Source organism: Microcoleus sp. Z1_A1, assembly GCF_036700305.1.
Taxonomy (GTDB): Bacteria; Cyanobacteriota; Cyanobacteriia; order Cyanobacteriales; family Microcoleaceae; genus Microcoleus.
Window position 1 is genome coordinate 107,708 of sequence record NZ_JAUBOR010000008.1, and the last position, 24,294, is coordinate 132,001.

A 24,294-nucleotide genomic window follows, 5' to 3' on the forward strand; every position below is an offset into this window, starting at 1 on the left:
AAATCCAATGTTAGTTACAAATCTTAAACATTGCTACTTCTATTATAAAGAGGGTTAACCGCCGTCAACCGTCCCCGAAGAGAAAAAACTGCTGCCAACTAATGCCAATTAATTATACCCGCTCAAAATATGACTAATCAGTTAGATAACGATAAGCTTCCTGTCGCCGTACAGCGAGTAGCCTTTGCCCTTCGTACAACAGGCTGGGTTTGCTTCTGGGTACAGTTAGTGCTAGCGGTTGTAGCGGGGATCATTTTGCTCTTTGCCATCCCCTTCGCCCTCCCCAGCACTACCGTCGCTGGGCGTTCAACCAGTGCCGGCACCGGCGGGGGCGTTTTTTTTGCCATTTGCGGGCTAGCCGTACTCGCTTACAGCGTATATCGCTCTTTCCGCTTCACCCGTTTGTCGAGACAACTGCGATCGCCCGGTAACGCAGCGCGCCCCAAAAAAGCAGACACCATCAAAGAGGTGCGGCTGGCACTGATGAGCAACTTGTCAGGAATGATCCTGACGCTGATCGGCGCAGAAGCCATCAGCGGCACGCTTTTAGCGAAATCTCTAGCTCAGCCGCAAGCCTTGTTCGGTGCCGCAGTTGATGTGGGTCGATTTATTCAGCCTCTAGATATATTTGTGGTACTCGCCAATACTCACGCCACAGTTGCCCATTTTGTCGGGATTTTCGGGGCTCTTTGGTTGCTCGATCGCATCCACAAACAATAGTTATTGGGGAGGGGCAACCGATGCCCGATGCCCAATGCCCGATGCCCGATGCCCGATGCCCCACTCTCCCACTCTCCCCCAACCGACATCCGGAATCACTGCCAACCTGTCGAAGAACGTACTCAGATACCTTCTACCAAGACAAAATGAATATCATGGCACTGAAACCCGAGGCTTATTTTGGGGTGACAGATCACCCAACTATTGAAATTTCTCAAGAAAGTTTTCGTTCTGTCCTAGGTCAAATAGAAGCTGAACTCCTCTGTAGCGACACCTATAGCCACGCTCTAGCTAGCTTGCAAACCATGTTGGGCGAAGCAGCCTCCGCTGCCGAAATTTTAATTAGAGCAGTTAGCAGAGAAGCCGTCAAGCTCGCATTTGACAGATTTCCCAAACAGAACAAAATTGAAGCGCAAGTAGCCCAAGAGAGTGTTACTGCTGTAAGTCCCGCTATTGAGACGGTGACAGAAATTCAAGAATTGGAGCCACCAGTAACTGCTCCTGTCTTCTATTGGCGCAGCGCTACTGTGGAAGCGCCCCCCCAAACCGAGTCCGACACAGAAGAAAATTCCGATCGAGAAACTAACACTTCTGAAGACAGCAAACAAGCGCCCCAAGACGAAATTAAAGTCGAGTCGGCTCTACCTGCAACTGTCACCGTCCCCGGAAAATTCTTTCCAGGGTTCGGTTTTCCCAAAAAGCCGAAAAAACTCACCAAGGAAGAAGAAGCAGCTTTAGCCGTTCAACAGCGAGAAGAATGCCTGCGGGAGTTGGGTAAAGAATTGCGTAAGGGACGGCAAATTCGCTCCCTATCCCTGCTCCAACTCCACAGTCAAACTCTCGTGCCGCTGCACCACATCGAATCGATCGAAAATGGGGAAATCGACAAACTGCCCCAAGATATTTACGTTAGAGGTTTTATCCGCAGACTAGGCGACGCCTTGGGACTAGACGGCAGCGCTATGGCGAATGCTTTGCCCAAACCCGCTCCGACTCCAATTCCCAGTATGTATGTGTCTGTTTCCGATTCCGACTCAGGCGAAGGCTTTCAAATGCGTCCGGTGCATTTGTACATCGGCTACACCGCTTTGATGGCTGGGGCTGTAGGGGGTTTGGGTTGGCTGTCGCAGCAACCCGTGGTGCCAGGAGCACAGGCAGTACCTCAACCGCAGGTGACACCGCCAGCCTCAGTTGCACCGGCTCAGAAGACCCCAGAAAAAGCACCTCAACCGGGCTTGAAGAAGTCTAAGACCGGGGGAATGATTATGGGCGCTGACATGGCGCCGCCGGAGGTGATTTTTGGTTAGTGTGTGTCGGGCGAGCGATCGTCCGATAACTCTCTTGGCGCAGGTGAACTCTGAAACTCGGTTTCAGAGTTCACCTGCATAGGGATACTTGCTTGAAGAAATAAGTCCCGCAAAGCAAATACGGTTGAGATTGTAGTTCAATCCCCGCTTTTCATCTATCTGTAGACTCAATTCTAAAATCTAAAATCTAAAATCTAAAATCTAAAATCGCCCGCCCGTGTACCCAAAGTGATTTTTCAACTGCATCAGGAAACCCAATATCTGCGATAAACTATCTATTTGACCACTCCTAAAAGAGGTTTTCGATAAGATGAGTTCCCCAGCTACCGCTGCCTTCTCCGATCTCGATCCGCTATCGACTCACTCGCCAACAGTCACGAGTTTGGCGGCACCAGACAGTGCTTTGGTAACGGCGGCTCAACTGCCACAAGCATCTTGGACAATAGAAGATAGTGAGAAACTCTACCGAATTCAAGGTTGGGGCGAACCGTATTTTTCGATCAATGCAGCCGGTCACGTTACAGTGTCTCCCAAGGGCGATCGCGGCGGTTCCCTGGACTTGTGCGAACTGGTAGAATCCCTAAAACAGCGAAATTTGGCTTTGCCCCTGCTGATTCGATTTTCTGATATTTTGGAAGACCGGATCGAGCGCTTAAATTCGTGTTTTGCCAGAGCGATCGCTCGGTACAACTACAAAAATGTCTATCGCGGTGTCTTTCCAGTTAAATGCAACCAGCACCGACAATTAATTGAAGATTTGGTGCGTTTCGGTCAACCCCATCACTTCGGGCTCGAAGCCGGATCTAAACCGGAATTAATGATAGCTTTGGCGACCTTAAAAAACCCAGGCGCTTTATTAATTTGTAACGGTTACAAAGACCGCGAATACATCGAAACTGCTATTTTGGCGCAGCGACTAGGGCAAACTTCCGTAATTGTGCTGGAGCAAATAGAGGAAGTAGAACTCGCAATCGCCGCAAGCATTGCATTAGGCATTAAACCGATTTTGGGAGTGCGAGCAAAACTCACTACCAAAGGGGTTGGCCGCTGGGGAGGTTCCACGGGCGATCGGGCAAAATTTGGCTTGACAATTCCTGAAATTATGCGTGCAGTCGGCGAACTAGAAAAAGCGGGAATGCTCGGTTGTTTGCAGTTACTGCACTTCCACATCGGCTCTCAAATTTCCTCAATTAGCGTTATCAAAGACGCCATTCGAGAAGCCAGCCACATTTATGTAGAATTAGCTAAATTGGGAGCTAATATGAACTACTTGGACGTAGGCGGTGGCCTCGGCGTTGACTACGACGGGTCTAAAACAAACTTCCACGCTTCCAAAAACTACAATATGCAAAACTACGCTAACGACGTAGTAGCGGGAGTGAAAGATGCCTGCGACGAGCGGAAAATCCCGGTTCCAATTATCATTAGCGAAAGCGGGCGGGCGATCGCTTCTCACCAATCAGTGTTAGTTTTTGACGTACTCGGTACTAGCGATGTCCCCAGAGAAGTACCCGAACCAGTAGACGAAAACGCGCACCAAATTCCGCGCAATCTCTACGAAATTTACCAATCTATCAGTCCCGAAAATTACCAAGAAGTTTATCACGATGCTATCCAATTCAAGGAAGAAGCAGTCAGTTTATTTAACTTAGGCTATTTGGGAATTGCGGAACGGGCGAAAACCGAACAGTTGTACTGGGCTTGCTGCGATAAAATACAGGCGATCGCGCGGCAAAATGAATACGTATCTGACGATTTGGAAGACTTAGAAAAGGTGATGGCGTCCATTTATTACATCAACTTATCTGTTTTCCAGTCAGTACCGGACAGTTGGGCAATTAACCAATTGTTCCCAATTATGCCAATTAACCGACTCGACGAAGAACCAACTCAACGCGGTATTTTAGCCGATCTTACCTGCGACAGCGACGGCAAAATCGACCAATTCATCGATTTGCGAGATGTGAAGTCGGTTTTGGAACTGCATACTCTCAAACCTGGAGAACCTTACTATTTGGCGCTCTTTTTGGGAGGTGCTTATCAAGAAATTATGGGCAACCTTCACAACTTATTCGGCGATGCAAATGCAGTTCACATTCAGCTAACACCTTCTGGCTATCATATCGAACACGTTGTGAAAGGAGACACTATGAAAGAAGTCCTCAGCTACGTACAGTACGATTCAGAAAATTTGGTTGAAAGCATCCGCCGTCAGACAGAAGAAGCTTTGCAGCAAAATAAAATTACTCTTTCCGAGGCCCAACTTTTGCTGCAAAATTACGAGCGGAGTCTCAGCCAATATACTTATCTTCAGTCTTAAAATGTAGGGTGCAACTGACATCTTGCAGCAATATCAATAAGAGGATTTTTCGTGGGATCGGGCGGGTTTATAGAACCTATTTGCAAGCTTTAAGGCTGTTGGCGAACCCGCCCCTAGGGCTAATTGAGAATGGTGCAAGATGTAGGGTGCAACTGAGATGTTGCACCACTGTCAAGAAGCCTTTTATGAACAGGCTTTCCGGCCTGTTCCACAAACAGTAGATTTTCTTGTGGAACAGGCCGGAAAGCCTGTTAAGCGAGAATGGTGGAAGAGGTGAGGTGCAACCTAAGCACATAACCAGAATTGAAAGCTGAGATCGTAAATGTAAAAGTAGGGTGCGCTAGGCGCACCTTACCTTGAGCAATTAGCAATTAGCAATTAGCAATTAGCAATTATCCACCATTACCGAGAATTTCAGATATCGCGCGCCGCTCTTCTCCGTGTTGAGTGGGTAAAACTTGGCGAGCGTCAGTAATCAGCCAATCGAGAGCCGCCGCTTGCAAATCGATCGCAGCCCCGGTTTTATCAACGCAGTAGCGCCCGAACACCAGTTTGTCAACCAACCGCACCTCCGGGCCCAAACGGGAATACTCAAAAATCACGCTGTTTTCCACAGTGGCGCCACTGCAAAGCCAACAATTTGGGCCAATCATTGTCGGGCCGACAATTTTTGCTCCATCCTCAATGATCGTCATCCCCCCTATGTAAACAGGCCCAGTAATATCAACTTTATCCCAGTTAACAGCTACATTCAAACCAGCGTAAATGCCGGGGCGCACTTCAATTCCCGGAATCGAAACATTTTTAACTTGTCCCAGCAGCACGCTCTGAATTGCCCGCCAATAGTCAGGAACTTTGCCGATATCCACCCACTCAAAGTCCATGCTAATCCCGTAAAAAGGCGCGCCTTCTGCTACTAGCTTGGGAAATAACTGCGAACCGATATCGTATTCCTGGCCCGAAGGGATGTATTTGAATATTTCCGGTTCAAAAATATAAATACCAGTGTTAATGTCGGTACTCAGAGCTTCCTCTACAGAAGGTTTTTCTTGGAAATCTTTAATTTTGCCAGACTCGTCTGTTACCACCACTCCGTAACTGGGAACCTCCTCGCGGGGAACCGATTTCATAACAATAGTAGCGATCGCCCCTTTTTCCCGGTGCCACTTCACAGCAGCAGTCAAGTCCAAGTCAATCAAAGCGTCGCCGCACAGCACCACAAAAGTATCGTCAAAAAACGGCGAGAAATCCTGAATTCGTTTCATGCCACCAGCAGAACCGAGAGCCTCTCCAATCAGTTCTCCCTCCTCAATTCGCCCTTCAAAAGAATAGGCAATTTGTACCCCAAACTTTTGACCGTCGCGAAAGTAGTTTTCAATCACGTCGGCCAGGTGGGAAACATTGACCATAATCTGGTCAAATCCGTGCTGGCGGAGCAATTCAACCAAAAACTCCATCACTGGCTTTTGCAGGATGGGAATCATCGGTTTGGGTATTGTCTGAGTAATAGGACGGACGCGAGTGCCTTTACCGGCCGCCAGAATCATCGCTTTCATAAGAAAAACTCGGTAAGTGGGAAACTCAGGGTATGAAAGACCTGAGAGGGAAACGACACGGGCGGTTTCAACCGCCTTTAATCTTTCTGTATCCATTACCGCCTTGGAGTTGCTCGACAGGAGTGTACTTTTGTAATGCACTTTCGGCAGGACAGTTAGCGCCTCAAACCTTGCAACTCTGTACGCATAATGTTTGCTCTTATGGAGCCTCCCTTTCGGGGTAATGTTCGCTTCGACCTGGTTATAAAAGCTTGTTAGACCTGCAACACTGTTTCAGTGACTTTAAAACTGTTTAATTGCAGATGACAGAGCGGAAAACTAGCGTCGCATTCTCCGGTGTCGTGACCTAAATAACGTCTCCTCTTTCGAGGGGTCTGGTCAGAACAGCTTGCAATTTCTTACAAGCTCAGTGGCTTTAGCCCTGAGTTCCTGACTCTTAACTTCCTCAACCCTCTGTTAACTGATATCAACTGAACAATTAGATGCTAGCGGTGGCGATCGTCGAATCGATCGAGCACAGCAAAATCCTGACCAGTTTATAGGCGACATCGTACCAGGCTATCAATCATTTATCCCCAATTTACCTAGATTTAAGAAACCAGGAATAGGGAATCACCAAGAACTTCGCACTGCCACTCTCCGCATTCGGGACTCAGCAACAGAATGCCATAGAGCGAGATTCTCCCTGGAATTTTAACCGACGCAGTGGCATAGTTATTAGTTTCGCCCGAGAACCTAATACCCTCTAAGCTCAAAGCGCGCGGATTTTGAGGTCTTGATAAAACTCCTCTTGAAGCAACTCTACTTTAGACTGAGCCGATAGTAGCAACAACGCCCAAAAAATACCTACGCGGTCATGATTTGGCAAGTGAACTTCCCCAGTGGATACCGGGTGTTCTGGGTTGACAGAGGAGTGCAAATCCTTATGATGCCAGAGCTCTAGCAAGTTGTCCAAGTCCAGCCAACCCTCGTCAATTTCCGCGCCCCGCTGAGCCAGAAACCGTTCGAGTTCACTAGCAGTTTCTACGAGATTTTCTTGGTGAGCTAGCTCAAAGATAGCCTGGGCCGCTTGCGATCGCATTTTTGAGGTAGGGCGGCGCCGGGGGGTAACTGTCTGCTGCTCCATTGCTGCTTTCATTAGCTGCAACTGCTCAATCAGTTCTGGGAGAGTCACCGGTCGTTTTTGCGGTAGTTGAGCTACACCGCGACGGCGCAATTGCCGCTCTAAATGCTGCGGCAAGTGTCGCCCGCCTGAGTGCTCTGCGTCTTCTACTGCAGGCTCGTCGGCGTCGGGATTCGCGGGGGGTTCTGAGAGGACGATACTTTCTGCTTTGAGCAAAACCAGCATTGAAGCGTACAAAAACGCTTGGCCGGAGTGGGACAAATCGGAGAAATCCTTACTCTGATCAGTATCGCAGGCGTTCGTAAGCTTGCTCAGACATCGATCGAACACTTCAATTACCTTAACGTCCCAAGGATCAATTTCTCCCCGTTCGGCGAGGTCAATTAAAATTGCGATCCCCTCGGAAATCGTTTCTAAACCATCTTGGTCTCGGGAAACGGCCATTCGATTTTAGATTTTAGATTTTAGATTTTAGATTTTAGATTTTAGATTTTAGATTTTGCCTCGGAGAAAACCAGAGAGCATATCAAATTAATTGGCGGTCATTTCAGCAGCTTTGGCCTCAATGGCTGCTATTTCTAAACTTATCGGTTCTGCACTTTCTAACAAAGGTTGTTGGCCTTCTACTTCGGCTTTATAGCGTTCAAGATTTTGTTCTAATTCCTGAATCCGCTGCTCTTTTTCGCGAACTTGGCGGAGTTGTTGGCGCGAGGCGAGGGTTCGCTGCATTCTCGACCACAGACTGAACAGCCACGCTAGTGTTGCCCCTAATCCTATCGCTACAATTAGTTCTACGCACAGCGGAGCTTTAACTTGGACGCCTTCGATAACTTGAATCACGACTGGCTGTGTATTTTCTATGCTGAATAATACTAGAGCCAAGCAAATCAGAAAGATGAAGAAGAAATTTAGCGATCGCATTTTCTCTGTTCCTAATTCTCAATTCAGGTTAAGCAAATTATTTACCATTTGTCAACTGTTTTTAGGCATATATTCTCAGTGTTTTTATAAAATCTAATCGGGTCAATTAACCATAATATCCGGGGAGGGGCGGGTTGATGGCAGCTCTGAGAGTTGATTGAAGAGATTGGTTAAGCCGCCCCTCTAGGACATATCCTCTTTAGGTTTGACCGATGTTTTGCGGTTTCTTGCCGATTCCCAGCCCTGGCAATATTTGATATTTCAAAGCAATGCCCGCCGCCACAAATAAGGCAATAATCAGCGCCCCAATTCCTACGGGACTGGGAATCCAGAATATCGCCTCCAAATAGTTAACTTCTCCGGGTTTGAGCTTCCAAACTAACTGTTTTCCTTGCTGATAGCTTTCGGGAACCAGCGCACCAGCGACTGTTTCAATACTTTCGGCGCCCCAAGGTGTGTTCAAGCTAAAGTCTAGCTCCAAAAGTCCCCCCGGACTCAGCAGCAGACTGCCATTAGAAGAAAGCAGTGAAAGAGAGCGCAAATCCAATTCCAAACTCAACCGATTTCTCAGCACCAATAACAAATTATTCTGCTTGACATTAAGGTGAGATTCAAACTTCGGCAAATCGGTTTCTAGCCGACTTGAAACCAGAGATTTTGTCGTTGGTGCGATCGGATTGTAAAATTGGTTGAACTTGTCTTGCAACTCGGATCCATTATTGAAAGGAATCGTCACTAGAACTTCTGTGGGGGAAACCCGTTTAGTTTTTCCGTCCAGCAACCTCACCCGGCGTTCTACGCTTTTCAACCATTCTGCAACAGTTTCGCTGCTGAAGCTCGTCAACCTTTCCCCTAGTTTAATGTGCTGCACGATTTCGCCGCGAGTTTGACTCTCAAAGTTGACCCCGACATCGTACTGAACGCATCCAGTCACTAGAGTTAAAAGGCAAAAAACCAAAGGTAAAAGAAAGAAAAAGTGCTTTTTCTTCTTCCCAGTTCCATCCTTGACATTTTGCTCTTTCATTATATATTTTTCCCTATTTTTACCTATTTGCATGAATTAGCAAAGCGTTGAATTGCCGACACTGTTTCTATGTTTGTTTAACTGGTTCCTAGGCTCTGCCTGGGAACCCATGTCCAGACGCTTTGCCTCGCAAGCTTTCATCCAAATTCGAGGCAGAGCCTCATCATCTGTATTACCAGGCAGAGCCTGGTAACGAGTAAAAACGCACTGAACTTATTGCCTCGAAGCTACACCCAACTGTTGAAACAGCATACTCGGCAAATAGGCTGCACCGCCTACCCATTCGGCTTCGCTACTCAAATCTGCCAAATTTTTAAAGGCTTCAAAAATGCTGCCTGCCACCATTGTATTCTTGACGCGACCCACAATTTTGCCTTTTTCTACTTTATAGCCTAAGTCCAAATTGACAGAAAATTCGCCAGCTAACTGATTGGACTGACCGGCACCTAAAACCTGTTCTACTATTAGACCTTCGTCCATGCTAGCAATCAAGTCTTGAGTGGCGGTATTTCCGGGGGAAATGCAAAAGTTAGTCAAATCAGGGCCGGGGCGAGACAATCCGCCACGAAAACCGTTGCCGGTTGATTGTACACCGGCGCGAGCGGCCCACCTGCGATCCCAATAAAATCCGGTGACAGTACCTTTGTCTATCAAGACTTTGCGGGTGGTGGGTGTACCTTCGTCGTCAAAGGGACAAGCAGAAGGGCCTAAAGTGGGGTCTTCAAAAAAGGTAAAGCGTTCGTCAAATAAGGTTTCGCCGATTTTGTCGGCTAGGGGAGAGGCTTTTTGAACTACTGCTTGGCCTGAAAGGATGGTATCAAAGAGGCCACCGAGGGTGCTAGCGGCGGCTCTGGGGGTAAATAATACTGGGTAGGAACCGCTGGTGATGCTGGCTGAATGTTCAGCGAGGCGGTATTTTTCGAGGAGTGATTCGAGGATGCTGTTGGTGTCTAGGGGACGATCGCGCGCAACATCGTAACTGTATGCTTGCATAAAGTCTTCTCCCTTTACCAAATTTCCCGCGATCGTCCCGCTGACTATTTGGCTGCTTCTTTCGGCATACACGTCTCGCGTCGTGGCAATTTTGACGCGCCCGCTGCGGACGTGGAAGCCGACATCTACCATAATATCGGGATTGTAGGCGTGAACTTGCTCGATCAGGTTTTTGCCGTTTTCGACTAATTCTTGAGTTGTGGGCGGAGTGTAGGTGGTTTCCGGGCCTTTTAGGTGGAAGTCGGAGGCGAGTTCAAATTCTGCGGGGTCGCCGATTTCGGCTGTTTGAATGGCTGCATCTACTAAATCGTTTATCCGCGTTAAATCTGTGGAACTAGCAAAACCGATTTTGCCGTGCGAAATCAGCCGCAGTGCTACGCCTTGCAGTGCTTTGGTTTGCAGGGATTTGAGGCGATTGTTTTCAAATTCGATGGGGGTGTCTTGACTCGACAGGTAGTATACTTCAGCGGCATCCGCGCGTTGAGATGCCAATTTTAATATCTGTTCTATGGTTGAATCGCTCACAATAATCGCCTTTTTGGTTTGGTCTTTTCTTTATTTTAGCGATTTAGGGTGTTGCCAGAAACCGGGTTTTTTCCCAGAATATCGATACACCACCGAAAAGCTGCGAAAAACCCAGTTTCTTTAGTCGAAGTGCATCCATCAATCCCCAGCCATCTGCTGAACCATAGCAATAATTTCTCTCACTGTCTCCGCGTCGGGCGATCGCAAATGCTGTAAAATCTCCAAAGATTGCTGTAAATAATTCAACTTAGAAACCGGGTTTTTTGTGAATCTGCCGACTACAGCGAAGTATTTCCATAAAAACCCGGTTTCTCGACACCCGCGCCTAAAACTGAAGAGCATTCCTCTATAATTGTAATTCACACTGTTTAAAAACATAGTTAACTGCTGCAAACAGTCGCTCTAAGTCCTGAATTGTATAGAAAAATTTATTTTGAGTAAACATTTCTAATTTCAGCTTGCCAAACTGCCACATTGCCCCATTAGAAACAATCCCAAAGATAGTTTGTTCCGGTTCATTGTTAAGTCGCTGCACGGCGATCATTTCTGCCAAACACTGCCCCCATCCTTCATCAAATGCGCTCTCTTTCTTGGCTTCAACTAATATGAAATAGGGCTTTTGAAATACTCACCGTGCTGAAGCAGCGGTGATTCTTGACGCTTCATCGGGTGATGCTACCGAAATAGTCTCACTCTCCCTCTGCGTCCGTTTAGAGTCGTGGCGATTCCCCATCCCGACTTTCTCTATATTCCTCGAAGCGTTTTGATCTCTATCCTGCTCAGTACCGCAACTAACACAAAGCACTGAACGAATAGACAAATCAATCTTGCCCCATTTAAAACCACAATCCGCACAAACTTGGCTAGTAGGTTCCCATCTACTAATTACTTGAAACTCTCTACCAAACTTTTCAGATTTAGCCTCACAGAGAGTCCTAAATTCTCGCCATCCTTGCTGACTAATTGCCCGTGAAAGTTTCCGGTTTTTTACCATTCCCGATACATTGAGGTCTTCCCAAATAATCACTTGGTTTTCCTTGACTACTTTAGTTGACAATTTGTGCAGGAAATCTTTCCGGGTATCGGCAATTTTATTGTGCAACTTAGCAATTTTAATTCGGGTTACGTTTCTCCTTTTAGAGTCTTTTGGTTGACGAGCTAATTGGCGCTGGAGTTTGCGAATTTTCCGGTCTAATTTTTGGTAGCTAGGGCTTTCAGCTTTTTCTCCATTGCTCATTGCTGCAAAAGTTTTTATTCCTAAATCAATTCCGATACTTTGGTTTTTGGCATCAGAGTGAACGGGTTGAACTTCTACTACAAAACTTAGGAAATAACGATTTGCACAATCTTTGATTACTGTGACTGAGCTAGCTTCAGATGGAAGTTCTCTTGACCAGATTGGCTTGACAATACCAATCTTGGCTAAATACACACCGCCATTCTTAAAAGAAAAGCCTCCAATCCGAAATCTGGCAGACTGGCTATTTGTTCTTTTCTTGAACTTAGGATAACCCACTTTACGACCCTTTCGCTTCCCTTTACAGGAATCGAAGAAGTTCTTGAAAGCTGTTTCTAAATCCGCTACAGACTGCTGTAGAGGGATATTAGAAACTTCGCTCAGCCAAACTCTTTCTTCGGTGTTTTTTGCTTGGGTTATTATGATTTTTTGCAGCTCAGATGAACTTGCCTTTTTTTCAGACTGCTTGCAGAGGGCTAGACTATCGTTCCAAACCACCCGGACGCAGCCAAACAGCCGAGCCAAGCTCTGCTTTTGTTCGGTCGTCGGATAAAATCTGTACTTGAATCTCGCCTTCATGGTTATATTGAATGTTGGTCTGTAGGTTTAATTATATATTGGTTGACAAGCAATGACAACAGTTTACCGTCGGGAACGCCATTCTGTTACAGAACTTAAAATATATTTGGTCTGTATAACAAAATATCGTCGGTCTGTATTCACGAGCGAAAGTCTTGATTTGATTGAAAAGTCGTTTCGAGATGTAGCCCAAAAAATGAACTTTCAAGTGCTAGAGTTCAACGGGGAAGCCGATCACGTTCATGCGCTGATCGAGTATCCGCCTAAATTATCTATTTCTCAAATAGTTAATGCACTCAAAGGTGTTTCTAGTCGTCGCTACGGACAGGCTGGATACAAAAAACCCCACAAAGAAGCTTTATGGAGTCCTAGTTATTTTGCGGTTTCCGTAGGTGGCGCACCTCTAGAAGTATTGAAGGAATACATTAGAAACCAAGAAAAGCCGTCCTAAAAGGACGGGGCTTGTATCCCAGTTTCTTGGTCAAAAACTACTGTGCCGAGGGGGGAGCGCTTCGCCAATATATAATCTGGAATTCCTGACAGATTATCATTATAGACTAAGGTTTGGTGACTCCAGAGGAGAAAATTACTGCGATAATTTTTCCAAACTTCTTTTAATACAGGATAAATGATATTTTCACAAATGGCGATTTCCGAGTTGTCAAATACTCCCTCATTGAAAATCAATTCTAATTCATTCCGAAAAACTTCGCTGACTGCAAATTCTGTTTCGACAATGAAATTCTCCCGTAGGCAATTAATTTGGAATTCTTTGGCGACCGCGCTGATACTTTTATAATTGCTAAAAGGCATTGCTTAACTTCTCTCAGGGCTTATGCAAGCAATGGTTTGATATCATCATGTCGGATCGATTGACTATAATATAGCGACCAGGGCGGGTTTTTGAGATTGTCAATTATTGGCGAGTATTGTTGGTGAACCCGCCCCTACCATATTGGGTAATCGACCGCATATGAAATTAAACAAATGATTAATAACTAAGAAATAATCCGCCTAAAATTAGCCCGATCGCAATTAACGCCACCCAGATAAACCTATTATCTTTCGTATTAACCTGACTCAAATCTACAGGCTCTGGTACGACTGGCTTGGGTTTAGCGTACTTGATATCAGCGTTCGGATTGGATTGAAAACTGATTGATTGATTTTCATCTAAAGCTGCCAAATCAGGGATTTTCACCATCCATTCAGGAGGGATAGTGAGTTTGGGAGCTTCGAGAATGAACAGCAAGCGCTTTGCTTGCTGGCGGGTTTCTTGGCGGGGATGGCGGGTGAGCTTGCGGCAAAGCTCGATCGCCCTTTCTGTATTGCCAGAGGCTTCGTAGGCTGTCACTAGCCACATCTGCACCTCGCCGCCCAACCGGGAATTTCGATCGACTAAACCGGTAGCTGTTTCTAAACTCTGCACAGCTTGAGCATACCGGCCACTCTCAAAAGCTACTTGCCCAGCTTGGTACTCAGTTTGAACAATTTCTAACTTTTCTGAAGTCACGAGCACCCACCCAATTCACAAATATTACTTCCCAAATTCCCCAAACGCTAGAATTCGCTGTTGTGTTGCGACATACCCGACTCGTTGTCGCGTTTGGAACCCAGCAAGTCTAAATGGTCTACCTTAATTACAGGCTTCGAGCGATTTGAACCGGTATTGCGGTCTTGCCAGCGATCGAACTTTAAAGAGCCTGTTACGCCAATTAGAGAGCCTTTGCGAACGTAGTCAGCAGCAATCTGCGCTGTTTTGCCCCAGATTTCCAGATTGAACCAGTCTGGTTGATCGCTGTTCTTAGTTCTGCGGTTCACTGCCAGCGTCAAACTACACTTAACTGTACCCGACTCAAAATACTTTACGTCCGGGTCGCCGCCGACGCGGCCTACTAAAGTTACAACATTAAGACTCATAAACTTTTTTGGGAATGTGGTCGATCGGTGATGTAGTTAAACAGTCCACACGCGCCTTAGCCTCCAAACTGAACTTGGAACAGCGCTTGTGAGGCTTCATCCTGATTGTACACCCAGTTAGGAGAACATATTGATGGTGGATGATTGGCAAGTCTGCGCTCAACCTGAGCTCGACAATGTACATTTCTGACTAGACTCAGGATGAAAAACGTAATAGAATCCACCTCGGTTACACTTTTGTAACAACATTATTGCACACAATAGTATTTTAGTTTTTGGGGGGGGTACGAATCAGTGGGTCTTCTCAATCGATTTTCGTTATCTAGAGATATGGGTATCGACCTCGGTACTGCTAACACGCTCGTTTATGTATCGGGCAAAGGTATTGTTCTGCAGGAACCTTCTGTAGTGGCGATCGACCAAGATTTAAAAATACCGCTGGCTGTTGGAGAAGAAGCCAAAAAAATGCTCGGCCGCACGCCAGGGAATGTCATAGCACTGCGCCCGCTTCGCGACGGGGTAATTGCAGACTTCGATACGGCAGAACTAATGCTCAAGACTTTTATCCGCAGGGTTCACGAAGGCCGAAGCTTAGTTTCGCCACGGATCATTATTGGCATCCCCAGCGGTGTCACCGGAGTTGAGAGGCGTGCTGTCATTGAGGCGGCGACTCAGGCTGGTGCTAGAGAAGTACGGTTAATTGATGAACCCATCGCGGCGGCGATCGGGGCTGGACTGCCTGTTGCTGAGGCGACTGGCAATATGATTATAGATATAGGCGGAGGTACTACGGAAGTTGCGGTTTTGAGTTTGCAAGGTACGGTGATCAGTGAGTCTGTGCGGGTAGCCGGCGACGAACTCAATGAGGCGATCGTCCAATACATGAAAAAAGTTCACAATTTGGTCATCGGCGAACGCACTGCTGAAGAAATTAAGATTCAGGTTGGTTCTGCATATCCAACTCCAGAGGATGACGATGTAATGATGGAAGTGCGGGGCTTGCACTTACTGTCGGGTTTGCCGCGAACTGTTACTATCAAGGGCCCAGAAATTCGCGAAAGTATGTCGGAACCGCTTTCAGTAATTGTGGAAGCTGTCAAGCGTACATTGGAACGCACCCCGCCGGAATTAGCGGCAGATATTATTGACAGGGGAATTATGCTGGCTGGTGGTGGCGCGCTGATGAAAGGTTTAGATACTCTGATCAGTCACGAAACAGGAATTGTCACTCACGTGGCCGCCGATCCGCTGTGCTGCGTGGTTTTGGGAACTGGTAGAGTATTGGAAAACAAACAGTTGGAACGGGTTTTCAGCGGGCAGTCGTCGCGTAATATGTAGTTAACAAATTTGGGATTGTGGATTTAGAAATACGGCTGCAATCTCAAATCTAAAATCCTGACTTAACAATTTTAGATTAGTGAAATTATGCTAAAAAATACATTCCGAAAGTGGTGGGATCTGCGGCTGCAAATAGCTCTTTTAGGTTTAGCTGTAACTGCCGCTTGGGGAGTTCGACAAACACAAGGTGCGGCAGTATTTGAAGTTTACAATTGGGTGACTCGTCCGTTTCACGCCAACGGCTCTGGACAAGAGGAACTCATCTCGGCGCGAACTCAAGAATTGCAAGCCCAACTATTAGAAGCAGAGACTCAAAATCAAAAGCTAAAAGAGCTTTTAGGTTACGTTTCTGCTAAGAAACCTAAAGGGATTGTAGCTCCTATTGTTGGTCGCAGCGCCGACCACTGGTGGCAGCAAGTAACCTTGGGGCGCGGCAGTAATGATGGCATTAAAACAGATTTTACTGTGATGAGTCCCGGCGGTTTAGTAGGCAGAGTAGTCAGCGTTACTCCTAATACTAGCTTGGTGCTGTTAGTCAGCGACGCTACGAGTCAATTGGGTGTGGGAATTACCCGCAGTCGTCACATGGGTTTTATGCGCGGGAAAGGCGGAAATCAGGCGGTGATGGAGTTTTTTGAGAATGTTCCCAATGTCAAGCCTGGGGATGTGGTTTCAACTTCTTCTTACAGTCAGTTGTTCCCTCCTGGTTTGCCGGTGGGAAAAGTGGTTTCGGTGGATATGAATAAAACTCCGGCTCCAGAGGCTGTGGTTGAGTTTTCTGCACCGATGAATGCTCTGGAGTGGGCGGTGGTTTACCCCCACTCTAAGCAAGCCGAACCGAAGGATTCGCAGAGTCAATCTTCTGCACCATCTGAGGGAGCACAGCAACAATGAAAGCTTTATCTCGGATGTCTTCGCGATCGCGCCCATTTCTTAACTTCGCAGTTACATTTCTATCTGTGATGCTGTGCATACTGATATTGCCCACTCGGATGCCGGGAATGGAATTGTTGGGAATTGGGCCTAACTGGCTGTTAATTTGGTTGGTAGCTTGGAGTATTAAGCGGAAACGTACAGTTTGGGGAGCCGCTAGCATGGGCTTGGTTTTGGGGTTCCTTCAAGATGCGATGACGGCTCCTCATCCCAGCCACGCTGTCAGTCTAGTTGTTGTAGGAGTCTTAACAGTTGTTTTGCAGAAAACCTGGTCGATTCCGGTAGATATTGTTGAGAGAGATCCGATTCCGATCGCGTTAATTGTGTTTGGGATGGCGGTGGTAGCGGAAACGGTGATGGGACTGCAATTTTTTTCTATGGGCGATCGGGCTTTACTGGAAATTTGGAGCTATCACCAGCGAGTGGCTTTGTGTTCTGCTATTCTTAGCAGTCTTTGGGCTCCGGTGATTTATTTTCCGCTCAATCGCTTGTGGGAAATGACCAGGAATTTAGAAAAATCTTAGTCAGTCATCAGTCATTAGTCATTAGTCATTCGTTAACAGTCATTAGTCATTCGTTAACAGTCATCAGTCATTAGTCATTAGTCATTCGTTAACAGTCATTAGTCATTCGTTAACAGTCAACAGTCAACAGTCATTAGTCATTCGTTAACAGTTAACCGTTAACAGTCAACAGTCATTAGTCATTCGTTAACTGTAGTCATTCTACTATTACTTGTTGCGCCGAACCTAATAAGTGATGAACGGCAATAATCAAATCGCTGAGAATGAAATTAGGCTGGTGCTTTTGCAGTTGATATCGGCTGCGAATTCCGCAGGTAACGGCAATTGTAGGTATTCCCAATGCTTTTCCTGCGAGGATGTCTGCTTCTGTATCTCCGATCATCCAAGCCGAACCCAGCGATGACTCAAATTCTTGTGCCACTTCAGCCAACAATTCAGTTTTTAAGGCTGTATAGTTGTGATAGGCCGCATCCGCCATCTGAGTTCCGCGAATGCTGGTAAACAGTCTGGCTAAACCGTAATTTTGTAACAGTTGAACGGCTTGATTTCTCGGCCGCAGGGTGACTAAAATCAGCCGCACGCCGCGGGAGTGCAGAAGTCCGATCGCCCATTGCACTCCCGGCTGGATGCGATCTAAGTGCAACAAGTCTGGCTGATTGACAATTTGACTGACGCATCCTAAAAAAACGTTAATTTCTTCTCCCGACAAGCCGGAACTTTTGGCTATTTCAGCATCGGGCACGCGGTTTTGCTTCATTTGCCAAAATTGCTGTTTGCTGAGGATTTGAAGGTTGAGGTTGATTCCCCGATCGAGATAAGCTGCTTGAGTATCGGCCAATCCCTGTTGATAGGTGGCATAGTAGCGATCGGAAACATCGACTATGGGCCCGTCTAAATCGCAAAATACCGTCATCCGGGGGGACGAGTCAGCCTCTGATGGTAGGTTGTACTGAAGGTTTTCCGAGTCTTGGGCGACAGCAGTTAACATAAAACGTTAAGTAAATCTAGGGAGTTATACATTTCTTGACTGTAGCAAAAAATGTATAAGTTATAATACATAAATTTTAATGCTTTTATTAAAAAAACCTATGAATTTTTTGAAGATTGGGATCAATAAGGGCGATCGAGCCTGCGCGTCGATAAAATTCAGAGAAAAAGTGATTTTTGTGGCTGTTAATATGTGCTTTAGCCATTAAAGTTTAGAATTAAGTTTTTAGTCTTCTGTAATTTACCCATGCTCAAACAAAGCGATTTTGTTAGGAATTCGGACACTAATCGAGTAGAGGTGCTGTCCGAAGCACTGCCTTACATTCAACACTTTGCCGGTCGCACCATAGTTGTCAAATATGGCGGTGCGGCGATGAAAGATAGCAATCTCAAAGACAAGGTGGTTCGGGATATTGTGCTGCTAGCTTGCGTGGGGATGCGTCCGGTTGTGGTTCACGGCGGCGGCCCGGAAATTAATATTTGGCTCGAAAAATTAGGAATTGAGCCGCAATTTAAGGATGGTTTGCGGGTGACTGATGCGGCGACAATGGAAGTTGTAGAAATGGTTTTGGTGGGTAAAGTAAATAAGGAAATTGTTTCGTTAATCAACCAAGCCGGCGGCAAAGCAGTGGGATTGTGCGGCAAGGATGCCAACCTGATTCAAGCTCGTCCAGATGGGCGGGAAGGAATTGGGTTTGTGGGTGAAGTCAGCGGCGTGAAAATCCAGATTTTGGAATCTTTGGTGAACAGCGGATATATTCCGGTGGTGTCGAGCGTGGCCGCCGATGAAAACGGTCAATCTTACAACATTAATGCTGACACGGTAGCTGGGGAAATTGCCGCTGGTTTGGGAGCGGAAAAGTTGATTTTGATGACAGATACTGCGGGCATTTTAGAGGATTATCACAAACCAGAGAGTCTGATTGCTAAGTTAGATATTCAGGAAGCGAGACAGTTGGTTGAGTCGGGAGTTGTGTCTGGGGGCATGATTCCCAAAGTTAACTGTTGTGTGCGGAGTTTGGCTCAGGGTGTGAAGGGTGCTCACATTATTGATGGTCGAATTCCTCATGCTTTGCTGCAAGAAATATTTACCGATGCGGGGATTGGGTCGATGATTGTGGCTTCTGAGTTTAGCAGCGCGAACTTAAGGCCTAAGTAAGGGGTAAATCCTAGCGTGGGGAGGGCGGGTGCGTGAAATGGGTAAACTCGCTGCGATCGCGTATATCCTAACTAAACCTGCCCCTAAAAACCTTGAGAAGGTACTTCTAGGAAATTACTTCAACTACTTCTAACCGTTGTTGGATTTCAGCTTTTCTTAAACTACGATCAAACACTTTAGAGTTTTGGATTCTGTTGCGATTCTCAAGCCGATTGCCAATACGCGATTAGCGCTAGTGGAACCAGAATACGCATCTATTTCTAGTTTACCAGTTGGACTTGTGGGAACTATTGTTGAAGTGTATGATACGGGAAAGGAATGTCAGTATTTAGTGGAGTTTGCTGATAGTCAAGGGAGTGAATATGCTATGGCTATGTTGAAAGCTGATGAAATTTTTGTTCTGCAATATGAACTTGCAGTTGCTTAGTAATGTGAGGACAATAGAAGGTAAGGATTCAGGTCAAAAAAGACTTAAGTATCAAAAGCTGGTAAAATAAACGAATGAAAAAGCCCGCAGCCACCAGACAGAAAGAAAAAATCCAAATCGAGCAGTTGAGCCAAGCTGAACTGGTATAACTCGTAATGGGGCTGCAAAAAATAATTGAAGAATTGCAAGAAAAACTAGCCATTGCTACGGGAAAAAGTCGAACCACCAGTCAGGCTTCTTCGATTCCTCCATCACACGATAGAAGTGGGAGTAGGAGCACTCCAAAAGACCAATCAACGAGTAGCAGCAGCGGTAAAGCCAGCTATAAATGCACTGTGGAAATGGGCGTGCAATCAAATGTTCATGTAGATGAAACGCTAAGAGTGTTTGATGGGGGTTAAAGAAGGGCTATGGACGGCTAGTGGAGAGGGATTCTGTTTATTCCATTCCGCGGATACTTTTGTGACGTGTGGAACTAGAAACCATGCTGGGTACAGAATTTGCTGGGGTCTTAAGCTCAGATGATTTCAGCGTTTATAATGGTGGCACAATCACAGCTCAACAGAAGTGTCTAAGCTGTTGTGCATTTAAAACGCATATTGGTATAATATAACATAATGATATTCAGAAAAAGTGAATGCCTGCTAAAAACTTTCTCAGTTCCGAGACAAAGTAAACTCTGCAACAAGCATTAAAAGACCATGAGCATCCAGACATTCGACAAAGAGCGTTAATATTTTTATTACTAAACAACGGAAATACACAAGCTCAGACTGCTGAACTAATTGGATGTTCTCTCATAAAAGTTGCCTACGGTCGCATTCATGGTCATCCTGATAATTTAGACAGTTTTAAAGATAATAGGATGAAGGGTAATTACCGAAAAGCCACATAAAAATACATTGATTTACTTTTAGAAACAGTTGAAATAGAGCCTGAGAAATATGGTTATGAGTTCGGAATATGGACAACAGCTAGACTTGCAATACATCTAGGAGAGCAGACAGAAATAGAGCTGAGTAGTACCCAATTTAGGAGGATTTTAAACTCAAAAAAGTATGTTTTCTTTTCGGCTAAATCTAGCTTAGAGTCTAAGCAATATACGGTATAAAGGGGGTTGATTTAAAAATAAATTAGCGGAGTATTTAAAAATAGAAAAGTAATATCCAAACCTTTTGCAGGTATGGTTTTAGAACGATAGTGCATTTAGTTTAAGGGTGATTAGAAGGAAGAACTGGTGTATAAAAGTAACTCGAAGTAACATTCATAGGAGAGCGACGAAAAAGTCGTATTAATGTTATGGGTGGAGTAAGATATTAAGATAAAAAAAACGGGTATATTTTATTCCATCTGGGAATTATGCTAATTTTTATGCAGTGCTGAAAAAATTTTATGAAGATTTAAAAGCCGAGTGGATATTGCAAGTAAATTTAGCGGAAGACTTTCAAGATAAAGGCTGTAAGTTTGTGAGATTTTTGGACAACGCTAGTTTTCATAAAAAAGCAGAGACTTTGCAGAAAATAGCGTCAGAAATGCCGAATCTAATCATAGAGTTTTTGCCAAAATATAGCCCGGACTATAACGTAGTTGAATTAGTATGGCATTCCGCCAAGGAATATGTTGCTAATAGATTATTTGAATTGAAAAACTAGAATCACTGTTACATAAACTTTTAAATGAGGGCGGGCTAAGAGTGCCCAACCCTACTCCCTACAAGAAAATTTACTCTTTGTGGAAGAGGCCGGAAAGCTTGTTGTTAAGAATGATGCAATATTGTGGGAGTAATTGATATCTGCTGGCATTTTCCCCAAACCTGTAGAGGCGAGTTTTACCAACTATAAATTGCCTAAAATCAATAATCTCATAAACCCGCCCCCACCCGACGATAAAATGCTGGATAGAGAATTGTGCAAGATGTGCGAGTGAATTGATATCTTGTGCCGAACGCCACAATCAGCCAGATGTTTCAATCCTACAGCCGACTATTGCCACAGGTGCAACATATGAATTTATTAGATATATTAAACAAAGCTAGTTTTTTCTATAATAACGCTTATGGCTGTCAATTTCGCTACGTCCCCCGCTTCTAGTCTCAAACCAGAAGCCCAGAATATCTCAGCACTCAAACAAGTCTTCCAGACAATTGATGCCGATAGCTGTCCGGGTTCCTATAATTTTCATATGCACACAGTCTACTCTGACGGGCGATTGCAGCCAGAGAAATTGATGGAACAAGCCATAGCCCGCGGTCTCAAGGGCTTAGCTATCACCGACCACCACAGCACCGAAGGCTACGTTAAAGCTCAAATTTGGCTGGATAATTGGAAATTAAACCATCCTGACAAAAATAGTGAAGCACCTAGTCTCTGGACAGGCGCTGAAATTAATGCCGAATTGCTCAACAATGAGGTACACATTCTCTGTTACGCCTTCGATCCGCAAAATCCCAGTCTCAAACCTTACTTGCGAGGTAAAAGTACAGAAGGCACCTATTGTTATTCAGCAGCCAGGGTAATTGAAGCTATTCATGAAGCAGGAGGTTTAGCAGTTCTAGCACATCCTTGCCGGTATCGATCGACTGCCGATCAACTAATCCCAGAAGCAGCTCGTTTCGGCATTGACGGTGTAGAAATTTACTATGCTTACGGTAATCCAAATCCTTGGAAACCAAGCCCCAAACAAACTGCTTTAGTCAAAGATTTAGCAGAAACTTATGGTTTGCTGGGAACTTGTGGCACGGACTCTCACGGCCTGAGTCTTTTAGTCCGAATCTAAATAGTTCGGAAATAAGAAGTGCTTTATCCTGTCCTTGCCAGTCTAAGCGTTAGCGGATATATCTCTTATGAAAGCAATCACCATGAGCCGAAAACAAACAGTTGATCAGGTCAATCGATTTTAGATTTTAGATTTTAGATTTTAGATTGACTGCACGGATAAATACGTTCGGCAAGTTTCATTTGATACAGGTTTTTTATTTCTGGACGGATGAATCACGTGGCGGGTATCCTGGATGCTTGATTGTCATATTAGGTGCGCTAAAATGACTATAAAATTGTTTGGTAGTGAGGACTTCAGTCCTCATAAAAGTCTGTGGACTGAAGTTTTTACTACTTGCCTGATAACGGCTATTTTACGGGACGTGAGATAATTGCGATCGCCAGAATGAGCTTTCGGTATCCAAAAGTAAGCAATTGCTTTCTTCAGGTAATATTCTTGCAACTCCGAGAGACATTGCGCCCTAAAAACCAGTCGCCCTTCTACCGTTCGGGGAACAACTGACAGGCCCTGTTCGTTGGCTGATTTGCCCACTCCAAGCGAGAATTTCCAAATCGATCCATCCAACCTTCCAAATAAGCGCGATTAGCCTTTTTTTCCTCTGGATCGGAGGTATTCATGGGATGAGGTGCTAAACCAAAAATAGTCGCCGTCGTCACGCAAAACATCGACTTCTGAAAACTTTGGCAAATTTGCACCCGCAGATCATCTTCACCCCGACAGCTAGTGCGATAAACTGCGTGCAAATACTCCGGCAAATAATGCCGCATATCTTGCATCAATTGAGTTGGCGGAATCCCTGCACCTCCAATAGGTAATGGATCAGCAAACAAAGCCCCGTAGGCAAAATCTTTTTGTTTTTCCGGGATTTGATGGGCTTGAGCGTTGTAGGAAACTGTGCCAAAAAAAGCTGTGCCCCGAAAGAAAACAGCCTCTACATAAGGCACCGCTACATCTGGTAAAAATGTCAAGTTAGCCGAGGCCGGAATGATATCGTAGACTTGACTGTGAATCTTGACGCTGTAGGTAATCGGTAGGCTGGCGGCGGCGACTAAACCGGCTTTGACAAAATCAACTACATCAGAAATAGACTTAGTTTCCCCTCGATCGTAGGAATCAGATAAGTCCATAAACAAATCGCTCATTACCCGCCAAAACTGACCGAGACCGGTGTAGTAAGCCAGCATCCGCACTTGTTCCGGCAAAAAATTAGGAAAGGTTTTGTTTAGTCCCTGCATGAAAAAATTGCCTTTCAATTTAGCAGCGATCGCCTTTTCGACCAAACTGCTAAATTCCGGGGAATCCAAATAACTGTCCAAACCGCCGCCGCCGTGCCAAAGCATTGTTCTCATGCAATACTCAGCATACTCAAAATTTATGCGATCGTGCCACAAATAGCGAATTAATTTCGGCAGAGTCACATCTCCGTTGAAATATTTAAAAAACGGAAAAAGCACTAAAAACTGTTCTTCTGCAATATAGTTGAGATTGCGAGAATAGGCATCTAAAACAATAGCATAACTTTTCAGTACGCCGACAACTTCAACTACATTTTCCGTAGATTCAGGCAGTAAAGCTTTGCCTGATTCCAAGATGTCAATGTATGCGGATAGGGGATGGGAAGATGGTTTTAATACGGTACTTGTCATTTTTATTTAACCTTAATTGAAGGAAGGCACGACACGGATTTGAACACGGATACACTGATGAATGGAATAGGTAGGGACACGGCAGTGCCGTGTCCCTACAGCAGTCTGCTGTATTTTATGGGATTGAAAACTGCCATAGGACTAAAGTCCGATGCTACTGATATCTTGCACCATTCTCAATTAGCCCTAGGGGCGGGTTCGCCAACAGCCTTAAAGCTTGCAAATAGGTTATATAAGCCCGCCCGACCCCACGAAAAATCCTCTTATTGATATTGCT

General features: G+C 45.4%; 24 protein-coding genes and 1 pseudogene. 12 read left to right on the plus strand and 13 right to left on the minus strand.

The annotated features are described in order from the left end of the window. Positions 1 to 129: 129 nt before the first annotated feature. The 3 genes from QT973_RS07680 to speA all read left to right on the plus strand — a co-directional run bounded on the left by QT973_RS07680 (position 130) and on the right by speA (position 4,347). Complete coding sequence (locus tag QT973_RS07680) at positions 130 to 720, plus strand: DUF3611 family protein (protein ID WP_333053430.1); 591 nt, start codon at positions 130 to 132, stop codon at positions 718 to 720. Between the two features lie 155 nt (positions 721 to 875). Further along, positions 876 to 2,027: a helix-turn-helix domain-containing protein gene (locus QT973_RS07685; protein WP_333053431.1), complete on the plus strand. Its 1,152-nt coding sequence runs from the start codon at positions 876 to 878 to the stop codon at positions 2,025 to 2,027. Positions 2,028 to 2,337: 310 nt separating this feature from the next. After that, positions 2,338 to 4,347, plus strand: a complete 2,010-nt coding sequence (speA, locus tag QT973_RS07690; RefSeq protein WP_333312739.1) for a biosynthetic arginine decarboxylase — start codon at positions 2,338 to 2,340, stop codon at positions 4,345 to 4,347. A 392-nt stretch (positions 4,348 to 4,739) separates the two neighbouring features. Here speA and QT973_RS07695 read toward each other — a convergent pair whose 3' ends face one another. The 8 genes from QT973_RS07695 to QT973_RS07730 form a co-directional block, all read right to left on the minus strand. Further along, on the minus strand, positions 4,740 to 5,903 hold the full coding sequence (locus QT973_RS07695; RefSeq protein ID WP_333053433.1) for an NDP-sugar synthase: 1,164 nt from the start codon (positions 5,901 to 5,903) through the stop codon (positions 4,740 to 4,742). A gap of 751 nt (positions 5,904 to 6,654) precedes the next feature. Continuing rightward, complete coding sequence (locus QT973_RS07700; RefSeq protein WP_333053434.1) at positions 6,655 to 7,470, minus strand: segregation/condensation protein A; 816 nt, start codon at positions 7,468 to 7,470, stop codon at positions 6,655 to 6,657. 87 nt (positions 7,471 to 7,557) lie between these two features. Continuing rightward, positions 7,558 to 7,947, minus strand: a complete 390-nt coding sequence (locus QT973_RS07705; protein WP_333211675.1) for a LapA family protein — start codon at positions 7,945 to 7,947, stop codon at positions 7,558 to 7,560. A 199-nt stretch (positions 7,948 to 8,146) separates the two neighbouring features. Next, a complete protein-coding gene (locus QT973_RS07710; protein ID WP_333053436.1) occupies positions 8,147 to 8,971 on the minus strand; it encodes a DUF3153 domain-containing protein in 825 nt (274 codons plus the stop codon). Positions 8,972 to 9,184: 213 nt separating this feature from the next. Next, complete coding sequence (locus tag QT973_RS07715; protein WP_333211672.1) at positions 9,185 to 10,489, minus strand: metallopeptidase TldD-related protein; 1,305 nt, start codon at positions 10,487 to 10,489, stop codon at positions 9,185 to 9,187. A gap of 138 nt (positions 10,490 to 10,627) precedes the next feature. Then, positions 10,628 to 10,831, minus strand: coding sequence for a hypothetical protein (locus QT973_RS07720; RefSeq protein ID WP_333053438.1), 204 nt, complete (start codon positions 10,829 to 10,831; stop codon positions 10,628 to 10,630). 4 nt (positions 10,832 to 10,835) lie between these two features. Further along, positions 10,836 to 11,042 (minus strand): hypothetical protein, encoded by a 207-nt coding sequence (locus QT973_RS07725; protein ID WP_333053439.1) that lies wholly within the window; start codon positions 11,040 to 11,042, stop codon positions 10,836 to 10,838. 75 nt (positions 11,043 to 11,117) lie between these two features. After that, positions 11,118 to 12,305 (minus strand): transposase, encoded by a 1,188-nt coding sequence (locus QT973_RS07730; RefSeq protein ID WP_333053440.1) that lies wholly within the window; start codon positions 12,303 to 12,305, stop codon positions 11,118 to 11,120. A 52-nt stretch (positions 12,306 to 12,357) separates the two neighbouring features. Here QT973_RS07730 and tnpA point away from each other — a divergent pair, with 52 nt between their 5' ends. Continuing rightward, a complete protein-coding gene (gene tnpA / locus QT973_RS07735) occupies positions 12,358 to 12,756 on the plus strand; it encodes an IS200/IS605 family transposase (RefSeq protein ID WP_333053441.1) in 399 nt (132 codons plus the stop codon). Here the strand turns inward: tnpA and QT973_RS07740 are convergent. The 3 genes from QT973_RS07740 to QT973_RS07750 all read right to left on the minus strand — a co-directional run bounded on the left by QT973_RS07740 (position 12,753) and on the right by QT973_RS07750 (position 14,225). Further along, positions 12,753 to 13,118 carry a hypothetical protein gene (locus QT973_RS07740; protein WP_333053442.1) on the minus strand — a complete coding sequence of 122 codons (366 nt, stop codon included), beginning with the start codon at positions 13,116 to 13,118 and terminating at the stop codon, positions 12,753 to 12,755. The two genes, tnpA and QT973_RS07740, sit on opposite strands and share 4 nt — an antisense overlap. 178 nt (positions 13,119 to 13,296) lie before the next feature. Beyond that, positions 13,297 to 13,818, minus strand: coding sequence for a tetratricopeptide repeat protein (locus QT973_RS07745; protein WP_333211668.1), 522 nt, complete (start codon positions 13,816 to 13,818; stop codon positions 13,297 to 13,299). A gap of 47 nt (positions 13,819 to 13,865) precedes the next feature. Further along, on the minus strand, positions 13,866 to 14,225 hold the full coding sequence (locus QT973_RS07750; RefSeq protein WP_190663675.1) for a single-stranded DNA-binding protein: 360 nt from the start codon (positions 14,223 to 14,225) through the stop codon (positions 13,866 to 13,868). A 330-nt stretch (positions 14,226 to 14,555) separates the two neighbouring features. Between QT973_RS07750 and QT973_RS07755 the strand changes: the two genes are divergently transcribed. The 3 genes from QT973_RS07755 to mreD all read left to right on the plus strand — a co-directional run bounded on the left by QT973_RS07755 (position 14,556) and on the right by mreD (position 17,020). Continuing rightward, the gene (locus QT973_RS07755; protein WP_006632285.1) at positions 14,556 to 15,563 is read left to right on the plus strand and encodes a rod shape-determining protein; all 1,008 of its coding nucleotides are present in this window, start codon (positions 14,556 to 14,558) and stop codon (positions 15,561 to 15,563) included. 87 nt (positions 15,564 to 15,650) lie between these two features. Beyond that, positions 15,651 to 16,457, plus strand: coding sequence for a rod shape-determining protein MreC (gene mreC / locus QT973_RS07760; protein WP_333053446.1), 807 nt, complete (start codon positions 15,651 to 15,653; stop codon positions 16,455 to 16,457). After that, positions 16,454 to 17,020 (plus strand): rod shape-determining protein MreD, encoded by a 567-nt coding sequence (gene mreD / locus QT973_RS07765; RefSeq protein ID WP_333053448.1) that lies wholly within the window; start codon positions 16,454 to 16,456, stop codon positions 17,018 to 17,020. Before mreC ends, mreD begins: the two co-directional genes overlap by 4 nt. 196 nt (positions 17,021 to 17,216) lie before the next feature. Here mreD and QT973_RS07770 read toward each other — a convergent pair whose 3' ends face one another. Next, positions 17,217 to 18,008, minus strand: a complete 792-nt coding sequence (locus QT973_RS07770; protein ID WP_333053449.1) for an HAD family hydrolase — start codon at positions 18,006 to 18,008, stop codon at positions 17,217 to 17,219. A 246-nt stretch (positions 18,009 to 18,254) separates the two neighbouring features. Between QT973_RS07770 and argB the strand changes: the two genes are divergently transcribed. The 5 genes and pseudogenes from argB to QT973_RS07795 all read left to right on the plus strand — a co-directional run bounded on the left by argB (position 18,255) and on the right by QT973_RS07795 (position 22,368). After that, complete coding sequence (gene argB, locus QT973_RS07775; protein ID WP_333053450.1) at positions 18,255 to 19,166, plus strand: acetylglutamate kinase; 912 nt, start codon at positions 18,255 to 18,257, stop codon at positions 19,164 to 19,166. A 235-nt stretch (positions 19,167 to 19,401) separates the two neighbouring features. Continuing rightward, positions 19,402 to 19,593, plus strand: a complete 192-nt coding sequence (locus QT973_RS07780) for a DUF4926 domain-containing protein (RefSeq protein WP_445243001.1) — start codon at positions 19,402 to 19,404, stop codon at positions 19,591 to 19,593. A 155-nt stretch (positions 19,594 to 19,748) separates the two neighbouring features. Then, positions 19,749 to 19,994, plus strand: coding sequence for a hypothetical protein (locus tag QT973_RS07785; RefSeq protein ID WP_333053452.1), 246 nt, complete (start codon positions 19,749 to 19,751; stop codon positions 19,992 to 19,994). Positions 19,995 to 20,272: 278 nt separating this feature from the next. Continuing rightward, positions 20,273 to 21,382 (plus strand): annotated as a pseudogene (locus QT973_RS07790) (IS630 family transposase). A gap of 266 nt (positions 21,383 to 21,648) precedes the next feature. After that, complete coding sequence (locus tag QT973_RS07795; protein WP_333053453.1) at positions 21,649 to 22,368, plus strand: PHP domain-containing protein; 720 nt, start codon at positions 21,649 to 21,651, stop codon at positions 22,366 to 22,368. A 482-nt stretch (positions 22,369 to 22,850) separates the two neighbouring features. On the opposite strand, the gene QT973_RS07800 is transcribed toward QT973_RS07795, so the two are convergent. Further along, complete coding sequence (locus QT973_RS07800) at positions 22,851 to 24,017, minus strand: CO2 hydration protein (protein WP_333209389.1); 1,167 nt, start codon at positions 24,015 to 24,017, stop codon at positions 22,851 to 22,853. Positions 24,018 to 24,294: the final 277 nt, after the last annotated feature.

Excerpts from the sequence above, each read along its gene's own strand:
- QT973_RS07750 (WP_190663675.1), bottom strand. The coding sequence starts at position 14,225 with ATGAGTCTTAATGTTGTAACTTTAGTAGGCCGCGTCGGCGGCGACCCG.
- QT973_RS07710 (WP_333053436.1), bottom strand. The coding sequence starts at position 8,971 with ATGAAAGAGCAAAATGTCAAGGATGGAACTGGGAAGAAGAAAAAGCAC.
- QT973_RS07685 (WP_333053431.1), top strand. The coding sequence starts at position 876 with ATGGCACTGAAACCCGAGGCTTATTTTGGGGTGACAGATCACCCAACT.
- QT973_RS07755 (WP_006632285.1), top strand. The coding sequence starts at position 14,556 with ATGGGTATCGACCTCGGTACTGCTAACACGCTCGTTTATGTATCGGGC.
- QT973_RS07740 (WP_333053442.1), bottom strand. The coding sequence starts at position 13,118 with ATGCCTTTTAGCAATTATAAAAGTATCAGCGCGGTCGCCAAAGAATTC.
- QT973_RS07770 (WP_333053449.1), bottom strand. The coding sequence starts at position 18,008 with ATGTTAACTGCTGTCGCCCAAGACTCGGAAAACCTTCAGTACAACCTA.
- QT973_RS07720 (WP_333053438.1), bottom strand. The coding sequence starts at position 10,831 with ATGCTCTTCAGTTTTAGGCGCGGGTGTCGAGAAACCGGGTTTTTATGG.
- QT973_RS07680 (WP_333053430.1), top strand. The coding sequence starts at position 130 with ATGACTAATCAGTTAGATAACGATAAGCTTCCTGTCGCCGTACAGCGA.
- mreC (WP_333053446.1), top strand. The coding sequence starts at position 15,651 with ATGCTAAAAAATACATTCCGAAAGTGGTGGGATCTGCGGCTGCAAATA.
- mreD (WP_333053448.1), top strand. The coding sequence starts at position 16,454 with ATGAAAGCTTTATCTCGGATGTCTTCGCGATCGCGCCCATTTCTTAAC.
- argB (WP_333053450.1), top strand. The coding sequence starts at position 18,255 with ATGCTCAAACAAAGCGATTTTGTTAGGAATTCGGACACTAATCGAGTA.
- QT973_RS07800 (WP_333209389.1), bottom strand. The coding sequence starts at position 24,017 with ATGACAAGTACCGTATTAAAACCATCTTCCCATCCCCTATCCGCATAC.
- tnpA (WP_333053441.1), top strand. The coding sequence starts at position 12,358 with ATGACAACAGTTTACCGTCGGGAACGCCATTCTGTTACAGAACTTAAA.
- QT973_RS07700 (WP_333053434.1), bottom strand. The coding sequence starts at position 7,470 with ATGGCCGTTTCCCGAGACCAAGATGGTTTAGAAACGATTTCCGAGGGG.
- speA (WP_333312739.1), top strand. The coding sequence starts at position 2,338 with ATGAGTTCCCCAGCTACCGCTGCCTTCTCCGATCTCGATCCGCTATCG.
- QT973_RS07705 (WP_333211675.1), bottom strand. The coding sequence starts at position 7,947 with ATGCGATCGCTAAATTTCTTCTTCATCTTTCTGATTTGCTTGGCTCTA.
- QT973_RS07730 (WP_333053440.1), bottom strand. The coding sequence starts at position 12,305 with ATGAAGGCGAGATTCAAGTACAGATTTTATCCGACGACCGAACAAAAG.
- QT973_RS07695 (WP_333053433.1), bottom strand. The coding sequence starts at position 5,903 with ATGAAAGCGATGATTCTGGCGGCCGGTAAAGGCACTCGCGTCCGTCCT.
- QT973_RS07795 (WP_333053453.1), top strand. The coding sequence starts at position 21,649 with ATGGCTGTCAATTTCGCTACGTCCCCCGCTTCTAGTCTCAAACCAGAA.
- QT973_RS07785 (WP_333053452.1), top strand. The coding sequence starts at position 19,749 with ATGGGGCTGCAAAAAATAATTGAAGAATTGCAAGAAAAACTAGCCATT.